General features: G+C 69.7%; 6 protein-coding genes. All 6 read right to left on the reverse strand.

Annotated elements, in window-relative coordinates:
- Nucleotides 1-229 precede the first annotated feature (229 nt).
- A complete protein-coding gene (locus SSPN_RS0138225; protein WP_010315436.1) occupies nt 230-1,873 on the reverse strand; it encodes a TNT domain-containing protein in 1,644 nt (547 codons plus the stop codon).
- Nucleotides 1,870-4,332: an ADP-ribosylglycohydrolase family protein gene (locus SSPN_RS61145; protein ID WP_010315438.1), complete on the reverse strand. Its 2,463-nt coding sequence runs from the start codon at nt 4,330-4,332 to the stop codon at nt 1,870-1,872. Before SSPN_RS61145 ends, SSPN_RS0138225 begins: the two co-directional genes overlap by 4 nt.
- Entirely contained in the window at nt 4,268-5,956 is a 1,689-nt protein-coding gene (locus SSPN_RS61150; protein WP_029536139.1) for an ADP-ribosylglycohydrolase family protein, read from the reverse strand. Before SSPN_RS61150 ends, SSPN_RS61145 begins: the two co-directional genes overlap by 65 nt.
- A gap of 19 nt (nt 5,957-5,975) precedes the next feature.
- Nucleotides 5,976-8,078 (reverse strand): ADP-ribosylglycohydrolase family protein, encoded by a 2,103-nt coding sequence (locus tag SSPN_RS53190; protein WP_010315442.1) that lies wholly within the window; start codon nt 8,076-8,078, stop codon nt 5,976-5,978.
- 306 nt (nt 8,079-8,384) lie between these two features.
- On the reverse strand, nt 8,385-9,773 hold the full coding sequence (locus SSPN_RS0138245) for an ADP-ribosylglycohydrolase family protein (protein ID WP_044577137.1): 1,389 nt from the start codon (nt 9,771-9,773) through the stop codon (nt 8,385-8,387).
- Nucleotides 9,770-12,934: a GNAT family N-acetyltransferase gene (locus tag SSPN_RS0138250; RefSeq protein WP_010315446.1), complete on the reverse strand. Its 3,165-nt coding sequence runs from the start codon at nt 12,932-12,934 to the stop codon at nt 9,770-9,772. The genes SSPN_RS0138245 and SSPN_RS0138250 overlap by 4 nt, the downstream gene beginning before the upstream one ends.
- Between the last annotated feature and the right edge of the window lie 700 nt (nt 12,935-13,634).

The raw sequence follows: 13,634 nt of genomic DNA on the forward strand, positions 1-13,634 counted from the left end.
GGCGAGATGGATCACATCGGGTGGCCTCTGGTGGGCCGCACCACGACCCGGCGCCCGGCCGGCCGGGCGGCGGGTGCCGCCACCGGATGCGGCCGTGGTCCTGGCGCAGCGGTCGCGGACCACCGTCCGGCCCGTCGACGACGACTTCCACCCCTGCGGCGCTGGCCACCGCCAGCGCCTCCGCGGGCGTCCTCCGCGCGAGGTCTGAGCCGGCCGCGAGCTGGCTGGCTCAGACCTCCGCGAGCACGCCCTCCGCGACCAGCGACTGGACGTCGGCCGGGAGGACGAAGGCGGTACCGCCGCCGACCTGCCCGAAGTCCGGCTTGGCCACCCCGGAGACCGCCCGGAGCGCGGTGACAACCCGGTACCGGCGGTACTCCCCGGCCGGTTGCTGCGGCGGGACGGACCGCTGCGGCAGCGTCGTGCCCGCTACGAAGACCGTGTTGCCCGCCGGGTCACCGAACCGGTCGACCTCATCGTCCGCGCGCAGGTCGACGAGGAACTTGTCGTCGTAAGCGTCCAGCGGCGGCTCGCCGGGCAGCGGCCGGATCGGGCACTCGAAGTCGGCCAGCGGCTCGTCGGGCGCGCGGAGGAAAAGGTCGCGGGTCAGCGCCATCGCGCCGACCAGGTACGCGGCGGCCCCGAACGGCTCCGGGAACCGGGACTTGTTCTTGACCGCGCCGTTTTCGACGCAGAACACCGACCACCAGCCGTCGAGCTCCCGGAGCATGGCCCAGCCGCCCTCGACGGGCTGCTCGACGCTGTAGAACCGGCGGCTCATGCCCATCGCGCCGATGATCGCCCCGGCCAGCTCGATCGCCTCGGCCGGCGGGACGTTCTCCAGGGTGTCGGCGTCGGCGCCCAGCACCAGCGCCTTCGCCTCCGCCGCGGCGCGCTCGGCCACGGCTTCCGGCGGCCGGTGGCCGTTGCGCCGGATGTGTTCGAGGAAGTCGCGTGGCGGCGCGATGTCGTGGGCCTCCAGGTAGTAGGCCATCGCCAGCGGCCACACCCAGGCGCCGTCGGTGTGGAACTGCTTCGGCACCTCCGGCGGGCGCTGCGGGTCCACCTCGTCCGGCGAGGTGCCAGGGGCCGACAGGAGGATCTCGCCGCCGAAGAGGTAATCGAGGACCATCTGCTTCTCCGCCCACGGCAGCGCGGGCCGGTGCGCCACCGGGCGGTCGTAGGCGTCGCGGCCGTCGAAGACCTGGACCATTCGCACCGGGCCGGGCTGATCGGAGTTGCCGCGATTGTTCGCGTGGTGCTGCCACGCGGCTTCGAGCAGCCAGTCCGGTGCGGTCGTGCAAGGGAAGAAGCGCAGCTCGTCGTAGTACGCGCGGAGGTCCTCGCCTCGGCGAGTCCATTGTGGTGCGTCGTGCCCGGTCCGGTAGTCGGAGCCGTCGCCGCTGATGGCGAGGCGCGCGGAGGTCCACGCGCCGGTCTCCGGGCCGTACTCGGCGTTGCGCAACCGGCGCAGGGCGTCTACGACCTCCGGCGCGGGGATCCACTGGTGCTCTTCGTCGGTGGTCACCGACGCGGTGATCTCGATCCGGGTGCCCAGGGCCGTGCAGTTCACCTGGGCCTCTCGCCAGCCTTCCGGCAGCGCGGCGGCGACCGCGTCCCGCAGCGCACCGACCAGGTCCCGCTGCAGCGCGGACCGGTCCGGCACCTGGCCGAAGGCCGCGGGCGTCGGGAACTGCGGGCGCACCGGACGGGCGTCGTCCTCCTGGTCGAAAAACACCGCGGTCACCTGCTCGACCGGGATCGGATCCGGGCTGCCGTCGACCCGCACCGCGCCGTCCAGTAACTCGGTCATCAACCGCAGCTCGCCATCGACCGCGCAGTGCGTGCCCCAGAGGTGGGTCCCGAGGATCACTTGTCCTCCCCTTCGAACGTTTCGGTGTGGACGCGACCGCTGATTCGCCGGGGCGCGGGCTTGGGCGCCGGGAACTCGGCGACGGGCAGCGCGGGTTCCGGCACGGCCGACCACTGCGGACGGATCGGGTAGCGCTCGTTCCAGTCCTCGTCGGACGGCGGCTCGATGGCGGCCGGGCCCGGCCGGAACGCACCCCGGCCGAACTCGGCGACGCAGTCCAGCGCCATCTGCTCGACGACGTCGCGCAGTTCCAGCTCGGCCAGCCAGTCGACCGGGAGCGCACTGACACCGAGCAGCGCGCCGACGATGTTCCCGCAGATCGCGCCGGTGGAGTCGCTGTCCCCGTCGTGGTGCACGGCGATCCGCAGCGCGAGCTCGACGTCCTCGCCGCCGACCAGCGCCGCGCACACGGCGATGGCCAGCGCCTCCTCGCCGACCCAGCCGCCGCCGAGGGTTTCGGCGACCTGCTGCGGCGTCGGCACGCCCGCCTCGGCCACGGCGACGGCGGCCTTCAACATCGCGCTGGTCTCCTCGTGGTCCTCCCAGGTCTCCAGGACCTGCAGGGCCAGCCAAACCCCGTCGTCGAGGCCGCGGCCGAGCAGCGCCTGCTGGACGATCACCGCGAGCGCGCCGGCGGACTGGTAGCCGGCGGGGTGGCTGTGGGTCAGCGCGGCGGTGCGGGCCGCCAGCCGGAAAACCTCGGCCGGGTCGGTGGAGCACAGCGCGACCGGGGCGGCGCGCATCACGCCGCCGCAGCCCTTGGAGTCGTTGATCTTCTCGGTGAACGAGCCAGCCGGGTGGCCGTCGCCGAACCGGGCCAGCGCACGCCACACCGTCTTGCCGGGGGCGCGGGTCTTGAACAGGCCGGGCACCTCGATCAGCCAGCCGTCCGGCGCGGGGTAGTCGCCGAGGAACCGCCCGGCGGCGGCTTCCCAGTCGACGCCCTGGGTGTGCAGCCAGCGCTGGTAGGCGAGCTGCACCTCGGGCAGCGGGTCTTCGGAGCCGAGCATCCGGTTGGCGACGCTGCCGCGGATCACGCCTTCGGCGGTGAACAGCGTCATCTGGGTGTCGTCGGTGATCGCGCCGTGCACCCCGTACGCCTCGCGCAACCCGCTCGGGCCGTCGGGCCCGAAGCGCTTGGAGATCTCCTCGGCGCTGAGGAACTCCAGGTCGGAGCCGAGTGCGTCGCCGAGCGCTCCGCCTAGGAAGCAGCCCAGCACCCGCTCGGTGAGGGACGGAGCGCTGTCGTCGGGGCGGTCGGCCTTGGCGTGCTCGCCGCGAACTATCGGCGGCACCGCCGGCACCGCTTCCGGAAACTTAGGTTCTGCGTCGGCGGATTCCTCCTGCTGGAACTCGGCGTCCGACTGCACGGATCCGGCGACCTCGGCCGGCTCGACCTCGCCGGCTCCAGTCGGCTCGGCCGCCTTCGACGAGGCATTAGCCCTCGACGGGATGTCGTCACCGACGTCAGCAGGGCCCGTGGGTTCGGACTCGACGGCCTCTGCTGCCTCCACCGGATCGACGTGCGTCGGCTCGACGCGGCTAGCGATGTGATCGACGCTCGACGGCTCTGCACTCCGGGTTGCCCGCCCCGGCTCGGCTTCGACGGTGGCCGACTCTGACGAGTCGACGTCAGCACTCCCCGGCGCGACGCGGTCCGCGACGACGTCGTCATCGATGTCCTCCGGCGTGGTCTCCGCGACCGGCAGGACCGCTCCGTTCACCTTCGGCAACGCGGCGAGCACGTCTGCTTCCGGCAGGACCGATCCGGCAGCTTCCGGCCGGTACTCCTCGGCGGTGATGCCTGCCGATGCATCGGATTCGACCTGGTCGACCGCGGCTTCGAACTCGTCGGGGGCCGTCTCGAACTTGGTTGGTCCGAGGTCGATCGGTGCGCGCACGGGCGGCTCCATGTCGACCGGCTCTCGCTCCGCCGTCGGCTGCGGAGGGGCGGGCGGCTCGGCGTCGAGCGGATCTTCGGCGGAGGGAGCCGGGAGGACGTCCTCCGCAACAAGTCCCGGCGGCGCGGACATCTCCGGCCCGGCGACCGCCGCTTCGACCGCAATGCCAGCGACCTCCGCGAACTCCTCGGACTCGGCGATTCCTGTCTCGCCGACGACGCGCTCCGGTTCAGCAGCTCCGGCCGCAGCGCCACCGGCCGCGATCTCCACCGACTCCGCGGGTTCTGCGATCGCTGCGTCACGCGCCGCGAACTCCTCGGACGCCGCGAGCCCGGCCTCGCCGGCGGCGCGCTCTGCGGACTCCGGTTCGGCGGCTGCGTCCTCGGGCACCCTATGCGCTGTTTCGGCTTCGTCGTCGGCAGGTCGCGACGCGAATGCCGTAGCGGCGGCGATGTCGTCGGCCTCCGGTACGACGATCGGCGTGAAATCCGGCTCAGCCGCTGCGGAAACGTCCTGCGGCCACTCCTCGGAAACCAACTGCTCCCGCTCTTCGACCAATGCCGAGCGGGCCTCGTCCCGAACCGGCGTCGGCCGGGCTTCGTCCCGGGGCTTGACCGGCGCCGTGAATCCCTCGGCCCGCGCCGCGACCTCGGCCGCCGCGCGGGGGGTGGCACGCGGTGGGAAGGCCCCGATCTGCGGCTCCCGTTCGAACTGCTCCGGGGCGACCGCATCCGCAGGAGCGTTGATCGCCGTGAATACCGCGGTGGTTTCGACCGGTGCTTCGGCCGACCGCAGGTGCGGCACCGGGATCGGCCCGGTGCTCGACGGGTCGGTCGCCGCGAATTCCACCGGCTTCGCCGGGGTTTCGGCGCGGGCCGCCGGGAAAGTCGGCGCCCCGATGTTCGCCGTGCGCGTGCTCTGCGGCGGGATGCCCTGCGGGGGCGTGTCGGCGGCATCCGACGACGCCGTGATCGCCGGCATGATCATGGTCTGCTCGGCGGAGCCTTCGACGGTGTTCGGCGAGCCGCCAGCGAGTTCCCGGGGATCGGCGAACCCCCCCGGAGTACCGCTGCGCCCACTGCGGCGGCGGTGGCGGCGCGAAGGCTTCGGTGGCGTCCGCGCAAAGGATCTCGATGATCTCGCGCAGTTCGAGTTCGCCCACCCACTGCGCGGGAATCCCGCTCGGCCCGTAGATCGCTCCGGCGAGCTGCCCGGCCAGCGCACCGGTGACGGCGCTGTCGCTGGACTGGTTCACGGCGACCCGCACCGCGTCGGCGAAGTTCCGGGTGCTGCCCACGGCGGCCAGCGCGATGCCGAGTTCGCCGGGCTTTTCCTCGGTGTCGAATTCGATGTCGATGTCCGATGGGGAGGGACGAATGCCCCGCTGCCCGACGAACATCGCCGCGTGCACGGTCCGCCGGACGTCGGCGGGAACCTCGCGGACCTGGTATGCGCTGCCGAGCCGGTTGCGGTCGGATGCGGTCACGGCGTCCCACAACGGCACCCCGCGGATCAGCTGCGCCAGCACGTCGCCGTGCATGCCGGCCGCGCTGATCGTGTTCGGGGCGGAGGTGAACAGGTTCGCGGTCGAAGCGCCGGTCGCGTACACGGCCTCCGGCACGTTCGACCACACCATCGCCGGCGCCGCCCAGGCCACGCAGTCTGCTAAACCGTCCGCACCGGTCGGGGGCCGGAGCAGTCCGTCGGCGCCCAGCGGGGACCGCCGGGCCATCCGCCCGAGCAGGGCGATCGCCGCGCCGTCCGGGTTGCGGGTCGAGTACAGCTCCGGCCGGTCGAGCAACCAGCTGGTGGGCGCGGGTTCCGCCGACAGGTACGCCGACATCGCGTAGTCCCACGGAACGCCCTGGGTGTGCAGCCAACGCAGGTAGTTGGTGAAGACGAACTCCGTGGGCAACCACCCGTTGCCGCCCGGGTTGGCGGCCTTCGCGCGCAGCAGGGCTTCCAGGGTGAACACGGTGAGCTGGGTCAGATCGGTGACCCCGCCGCGCCGCCCGTACACGGGCAGGTAGTCGACGACGCCCTGCGGCCCGAACCACTGCTGGATCTCGGCGGTGCTCGTGCCCCGCACGCCAGCCCCGAGCGCGTCGCCGACGGCCCCGCCGAGCATGGCGCCGCGGAAACGTTGCGCCCACGACAGCTGCGGCGGTTGGGCGTCGGTCATCGCGATGTCTCCCTCGTGGTCACCAGGCGGGGTACCGCCGGGTCCACCCCGGATCGGTCGGCGGCCCGGGGCTGAACTCGACCAGCGCATCCTTGGCCAGCGTCTCGACGAGCTCGCGCAACTCCAGGGACGCGAGCCACTCCTGCGGAACGGCCCGTGCCCCGTGCAGCGCCCCAGCAATGTTGCCGCACACGATCCCCGTGGAATCGGAGTCCCCCGAGTGGTTCACGGACAGCAACAAGGCGTCCCGAAGGTTATCCGTGGCCAGCACGGCGTAGAGCCCGATCGCGAGAGCTTCTTCCCCGACCCAGCCCTGACCGAGTGTGTCCTTGATCTCCTCTGGAGTGACGGCGCCCTGCTTGGCGAGCTCGACGGCGGCGTCGAGGAACTGCAACTGCTCCTCGTGCCCCCGCCACCGGAGCAGCAGATCCCGCGCCATCCGAACGCTTTCCCGCACCGGCACGTCTCGGATGAGCTGGTGAACGATCACCGCGAGCACTCCGGCGGAGAGGTAGCCGCTGGGGTGGCTGTGCGTCAGTGCAGCGGTGCCGACCGCGGCGTAGAAGACCTCGGCAGGATCGTTGGACCACACTGCGGCCGGGGCGGCGCGCATGACACCGCCGCAGCCCTTGGAGTCGTTGATCTTGAACTGCGGGTTGGCGTGCTGATGCGTCTGCGCGAACTTGGCGAGGGCGGACATGCAGGTGTTCCCCGGAGCCCTCAGGCTGAACAGCTCGGGGTGCGTGATCAACCACCCGTCGGGCTGCTGCAGATGCCGCGCATAGGGGCCACCTGCCTGCGCCCACGGCTGGTTCTGGGTGTGGAACCAGCGTTGATAAGCGTGCTGAACCTCGGGAACGGGATCGTTGTCGGTCGGATTGATCCGCCGAGCGACGTGAGCCCGGATGAGCCCTTCCAGGGTGAAGAGCATCATCTGCGTGTCATCGGAGATCTGCGCAACGCCATCCCGAAGCACCGGAGCGGTGAGCCCAGCATCCCCGTGGTTCTGCCGAATCATCCCGATGTCGTGGAACTCGACGGCATACCCGAGCGCATCCCCCATCGCGCCAGCGAGCATCGACCCGATGAACCGCTCGTGCGGGTCGGGTGGTTTCGACCCGATGAACCGCTCGTGCGGGTCGGGTGGTTTCACCGGCGCGGGCTGCCGCGGCGGGGCCGGAGCTGCTTGCGGCTGTGCTTCGGGCTGCACCTGCTCCGCGCCTGGCTGCTCCGCCTGCGATTCGAGCGCGGCCAGCAGGCGTGTCCCGGAGATGTGCGCTTGGTGGCGCGCGCCCAGGTCGATGACGAGGTCCGCTTCGGCGAGCAACAGCTTGATCGCTGCGGTGTTGGCCTTGGCGGCGCCCTTCGCGAAGTCCGGCAAGTACTTGACGCCGGAGGCCGCGACGATCACCCGCTTCTCGCCGAGCGGGAACAGCGGCGCGGCACCGCCTTCCTCCACTACCAGGGCGAACTCGGACTGATTGACCACCGACACCAGAAGCTCGTCCGCGACCTGGCCAGTCGCATGCAGGTGCAGGAACTTCTCAAGCCTGCTCTCGGGCTGTGGGAAGCCCAAGGTCACCGGCGACGGCCGATACCCCGGATTCGGCCGGTACTTGCTGGTGACCGTGCCGCTCTCGTCCACCCAGTACTCGCCGACAAAGCCGTACTCGGGGGTTTTCTCCCGGGATTGCTCGCGGTACATGCGATCGGGGACGGCCAGCCAGGTGCTTGGCTGCTGCGTCCCCTCGGTCCGCAACGCATCGGTGATCCCGGGCGCGGAATGCTGAATGGCGCGCTCGCCGATCAACATCAGGTCGTGCACGTCACCGCTGGTGACGATGTGCACGTTCCGCTCCTCGAGCAACGGCAAGATCTGATACCCGTTGACGGGCGCAGTGCCGGGCGCGAAGTCCGGCACGGCGTCCTTGCCGGTGCAAACCCAGATCTGCTGCTTGGGCTGGTCCTTGATGTTGAACATCACGGGATCCGGCGAATCCGGCGAGCTGATCAGCAACAGCCGCGCGACCAGGAACTCCCGGTAGACGTCCTCGATCGGCGCCTGCTGCCCCGCATACCGCTCGATCGCTTGCTCCAGCGCGGACAACTCCGGTCGCCCCATCTTCCCCTCCCCAGCAGAGCCCGACTCACCACGTCCACCCGAGTCTGTCAGTTCGCCGCCCTCTCCTGAACTCCCACGCCGAGAGTCACCGCAGGACGCGGCGCTGCGCTCCGCAGCGCCGTCCGCCATGTCAGCCCCAGCCTGTTTCTTCAGTCACCGCAATGCATTCCGCGCGGTCACCAGGCGGATGGTTTTCTCGCGGGCGGGCCTTTCCGCAACTCCGCCACGGCGCAGCAGCGGCAGTCGAAGATCGGCACTTCACGGATCTGCTGTCGTCTCCCCTCCGCCCGTCGGCTCTGCCGTACCTCACCACGCCGGATACCGGCGCAACCAGGCCTCGTCGGCCGGCGGGCCCGGGCTGAACTCCACGAGCGCATCCTTGGCCAGCGTCTCGATCGCATCGCTGAGTACCAATGGAGCACGCAGGTCCGATGGAATCGCCTGCACACCGAACTCGGCACCGATGAGTATCCCGCTGATCGCCCCGACCACGGATCGGTGCTCCGTGTAGTTCATGGCCAGCAGAAGCGCTTCACGCACGTAGTCACTGGCCATTCCGATGTAGACCGCTATCCCCAGCGCTTCGGCTCCGTCACCGCCGACTCCGAAGGCTCGTTGCGCACTTGGCTGCGGGGCAGGCGTCCACACGTTCTGGATGACGTCCATCGCCTTGTCGAGCAATCGGGAGGTCTTCTCGCGTCCTGGCCAGCGGTCCAATTCACGGCGCGCATGGAGCAGGCATTCCGAGAACGGGAACCCGCGGAGCTGTTGGTGGAGAATCGCGGCAAGAGTTCCGGCGGCTAGGTAGTCATCGGGATGGCTGTGGGTCAGCACCGCGATATCAACCGCCGCCGCGAATGCTTCCGACAACTCATTCGACCAGATAGACGCCATAGCAGCTCGCGGCACGACGTCTCCACCTCGCGCCGGGCCAAGAGGACTCTTGAGCGTCGACTGGGCACCCGTCCGCGCAAATCCAGCAAGAGACGCCACAACTCCAGGATTAGGCACGCGATCCGCGAAAAGAGCCTGGGTCTGGATCAACCATCCATCCGGATCAGCGCCCTGGGCGGCATAAGTCCCACCACAGGAACTCCAGTGCCCACGACTCCCCCACGGAATTCGCTGCGTGTAAAGCCAACGCTGGTAAGCATGCTGCACCTCTGGAGCCGGGTCCTGATCAACAGGGTTCAACCGGCGGGCAGTGTGCGCACGAACCAACCCTTCGATGGTAAATGCAAGGAGCTGGGTAACCGCAGTAGGACTTGCACTTGCCTCTTGAACCACGTATTCGACCAAGCTCTCCTTTCCCAGCATGACGCTTGGCTTCCAAGGCAATTTTCGCACAGCGCCTGCGTCCACAGCCGCGCCGAAAGCATCGCCGACTGCGGCGGCCAAGACCGCCCCTCGAAATCGCTCATGCGGATCTGGGTCCGGCAACTGACGCTTGGTGTCCGGATCACACCCATCAATTTCCCTGGCGCGCCTGTCAAAATTCAACGCGGCGTCCATCGGCGGGTTCACGTCGAGGTAGTGCAGGTTGTAGTCGGACGGAGAAACTCGTTCTTCCTCCCGGAACTCCGCACGATCCTCATACCGCTTGGACCAGTCGCTGTGCCAGTTACCAAGCTTGTTGCTCTGCCGATCACGCAAGCGCTTTGGCCAGCCCTTGAGCCGAATTTGTTCGTCCCTCATCCAAACCTCTTAACACCTTGCCAGCTGAAATTTCCGGTCGGGTCCAGCAGAGCCCGCTTGCCCAGCCAGAGCTCGTCGGGCGAGGGCTGGTCGTGCAATTCTGGTGGCCGTCCGAGGTCCGCGATCTTTATTGGTTTGGGAAGCTGCCTCACGTCCGTGGCTGACCTGATATCGTCAGCGATATTCCTGGCTTCGCGCAGCTCCAAATCCAGCCTGGAAATCCGCTTTTCCAGCGCCCACTTCGCATCGCCTGGCTGCATCGCAGCACACTCCGCCCGCATACCCTCGACATCTCGGGCGGTGTTCCTGATCTCTCGCTCCAAACGAGGAAGCACCCTTTGCTGAGGATGATCTAGATTCGCGAACTCGTAACCCTGCCTCGCCCAGGTATACCCACCAACATCACTGTTGGCCCGGAGGGTGACCGAATCAACGCCCGAGTTTTTATACCATTCCTCTATGCGGTTGCTGAACTCACGACCGAAACCTTGCCCACGCACGTCCTTGTCCAGATGCAGCATCGCGTGATTCACAACGAGCTTTCCTTGCGAGGTGTGGCCGTAATCCCTCGTCGCGTATCCAACTTTTTTACCAGAAGCATCCTTGATGTCGCCGCGCACACTAACCGATCCATGTGCCGGACCAACCGAAGTCACCTCGAAAGTCAGGCCCCCGTAGTCGCCATTCATGGCTTCCCGGAACCCGGCTAGGACCGCAGCCTCATCAATAACGTCGCCTTCTGCCGGGATTAGCTCGTCAAGCCTCGGTTTCGAGTCGTCGACATAGATCCGGCGGTGGTCATCGATCCCGCCAGGGTCCTGTCCGTCCAATTCCGGAGAGTCCGCCCCATGCTCGACCTCCTGCCGCCCAAAGCGCTCATCGCCATTACCAGCGAATGGCAGATCTTCCTTCGCCCCGCTGCTCGACGGCTTCAGCGAATCCGTTTCCGGCGCGGTCCTGGAGCGTGCCTGGAACGGATCGTCGTCAGCATCGACCGCGTCGTAGTAGTCCGGATCTTCCAAGTAGGAAGGCTCGTCGTCGAAAAACCTGTTGCGGCCTCGCGAGAGTGGCGTCGGCGTGGGCTCCGGAGCTTCCGGCGTACGCGGCGATGCCGGTTCGTCGACGGCCCGGGTGCCCATCGGACCGAAACCGCCGTCGGACCGGGGGATGAACCCGTCGTCGACGGCTTGGGAACCCATCGGACCGAAACCGCCGTCGGTTCGGGCACCGAACGTCGGCGGCTGCTGGCCGCTTGTGGTGGGCATGCGCGGGCCGGTGACGTCCGGCGGCGGCGCCGATCGGCTTGGGCCAGGCGGGTTTTGGCGTAGGCCCCGGACATCCACCGGTGGATGTCCCGCTTGCCGTGCTGGTGGCGTCGGCTGATGGGGAGGTTGCCGGCCAGCTGGCGGTTGGGGCGCTGCCGTTGGCTGGTGGTGCTGGCCGGGGAAGTGCTGCGCAGGCGGGGTTGGCGACGCCGGGCGATACCCGGGCTGTTGGGGCATCGCTTGTGGTTGTTGCGGACGATGCGGTGCATCCGCGGGGTGCGGCTGCTGCGCACCGTGCGGCGCGCTCCCGGCATGCGGTTGCGAGTGCGCTCGGCCAGGTTGTTGCGGCGCGGCCTGGTGCGGGCTGCCCCATTGGCCTTGCGCCGGATGCTGATGGGCCGGGGGCGCAGGTTGCTGGTGCGCGGTTGCCGGCTGTTGGGGGTGACCGGGCTGGTAGCCGGGTCGTTGGTTCTGCGGTGGTTGCGGGTGGTGACCGGGGGCCTGCTGGCCGAGCGGCTGCGACCAGTCCGACCGGGGCGCGGCAGGCGACGGCGCCTGCGGCTGCTGCCAGCCCTGGGGCAAGTGGGTTTGCTGTTGCCCGCCCTGGAAGTGCTGCTGTCCGCCCTGCGACTGCGCCGGTTGCTGCCAGCCCTGCTGCGGCTGCTGGTGTTGAGGTGCTTGCGGCTGCTGGTACGAGTCGGGGTGCGGTGCCTGCTCGGGCTGTGGGAATGCTTGATCGAACCTTCGCGCTTCCAGGTTCTCGCCCGTCACCGGATCGAACTCGAACGAATCCTCGCGCTTTCGGCCGAAGAGGTCGCTGAAGAAGCCGCGTTGGTGGGCTGCGTCGGCTTGGTGACCGAAGCGGGTCCACTCCGGTTCGTGGCCCGGGGGGAACGGGCTTTCGTGGACCGCCTTCGCGCCGTCCGGACTGAAGCTGACCCACTCGCCCGGCTCGTCGAAACGCGGTTGCGGCGTGCCGGAGGCGTCCGGGTGGAACTCCGCTCGGCTGCCGCTCGCGTACATGTTGCCGAAGTTGTCGACCCAGGCGTCCTTGTTGGGCGCGAGGACCTCTACGCCCAGTTCCTTCGACAGCTGTTGGGCGAAGTTCGGGGAACCGTCCGGCAGGTCGGCGCCCGTTCGGCAGGACAGCAGGCGCACCGGTGCGCCTTCCTTGTAGCCCGGCGCGCCCTTGATGATCTCGGCGAGTTCCTTGGCCGAGAGGTGCTGGCCGTTGAACGTCACGCCGTCCGGGCTGCCGTGCACTTCGACGGTGAACCTCTTCGGGTCCACCGATGGCCGCGGCATGCGCTGGGCGAAGTCCGCGCTGCCGTAGTAGCCCTGCCGCGAATGCCGGATCATCGAGAGGCCGGAGTCCGAGTTGCGGATCCCGAGGCCCGTTCCGCCGAGCTTCGTGCGCAGCTCGTCGGAGATGTCCAGCTTCTTGTGCTCCCCGACGCCGTTGTTCCAGCGGTGCGCGAACGGGTTTTCCGGCGGCCTTTCGGCGGCCATCGACTCCGGCGTGGAGCGCGGCGGGGCTTCCGGGACCGGTTCCGGGGTGCGTGGTCGGTCCGGCTGGTGGTAGCCGAGCGACTCCGCGCGAATCCTGGCGTCCTCGGCAACCCGCTGCTGCCAGCCCGGACCCCAGTGGCGGAAGCCTTCGCCCTTGACGTGCGCGAAGTCCTCGTGCTTGACGCCGGCCCACCTGTAGCGGCCGGCGTCGGGATGCCGGACCGCCGCCTGCTGGTGGTTCACGCGCGGCGCTGCCACGTGCGGTGCGTCCGGGCCGTGCGGCGCGTCGGCGCGGGGCGCATCGGGGACTTGCGGTGTTGTGTGCTGGCGGGGATTGGCCGGATCGTTGAGGCGGGACGGCGTTTCCGGCTGCCGCTGGCGTGGCATCTCCGGCCCATCGGTCCGTCCATTTCGGACAGGGCGGTCGGGGCCGGCCGGGCGATCCGGACCGTTCGGCCGGGCCGGAGCTTCCGGACGCATCGAGCCGTCCGCCCGCGCCGGGGAATCGGGGCGCGCGGGACCATTCGGTCGGGACGGGGCGTCAGGGCGTGCCGCAGCATGGGGGCTGGTCGGGCGCGATGGAGCGCCTGGGTGCCCGGGGCCATCCGGGTGTGCGGGGCCGTTGGGGCGAGCCGGGACGTCCGGCCGCACCGGCCCGCCGGGTCGAGCCGAACCGTTCGGGCCGCCGGGACGAGCCGAACCAGTGGAACTGCCCGCGTGAGCGGGGCTGTTGGGGCGAGCCGGCGCGTCTGGGCCCACCGGCCCAGGAGCGTCTGGGCGCGCAGAACCGTGGGGACCAGCAGGACCGTTCGGCCGTGCCGGGGCATCCGGACGCACCGAGGCGCTAGGGAAGTCCGGCTTCATCGACCCGTTCGGGCCGTTCGGGTGTGCCGGAGGGTTCGGCCGCATCGGGGCGTCGGGACGTGCGGGACCGTTCGGGCCCGCCGGGACGTCGGGACGTCCCGGCCCCTGCGGCCCTGCCGGGCCGTCGGCCCTCGCCGGCCCTTCGGGCCGTGCTCCGCCTGGGCGGCTCGGCGCGTCCGGCTTCGCCGGTCCGCGGCTCGCCGGGGTGCCCTCCGGGCCGCGT

The organism is Saccharopolyspora spinosa NRRL 18395 (assembly GCF_000194155.1).
Lineage (GTDB): Bacteria > Actinomycetota > Actinomycetes > Mycobacteriales > Pseudonocardiaceae > Saccharopolyspora > Saccharopolyspora spinosa.

Coding starts and splice junctions, on each gene's coding strand:
- SSPN_RS0138250 (WP_010315446.1), bottom strand. CDS start 12,934: ATGCCACGCCAGCGGCAGCCGGAAACGCCGTCCCGCCTCAACGATCCG.
- SSPN_RS0138245 (WP_044577137.1), bottom strand. CDS start 9,773: ATGAGGGACGAACAAATTCGGCTCAAGGGCTGGCCAAAGCGCTTGCGT.
- SSPN_RS53190 (WP_010315442.1), bottom strand. CDS start 8,078: ATGGGGCGACCGGAGTTGTCCGCGCTGGAGCAAGCGATCGAGCGGTAT.
- SSPN_RS61150 (WP_029536139.1), bottom strand. CDS start 5,956: ATGACCGACGCCCAACCGCCGCAGCTGTCGTGGGCGCAACGTTTCCGC.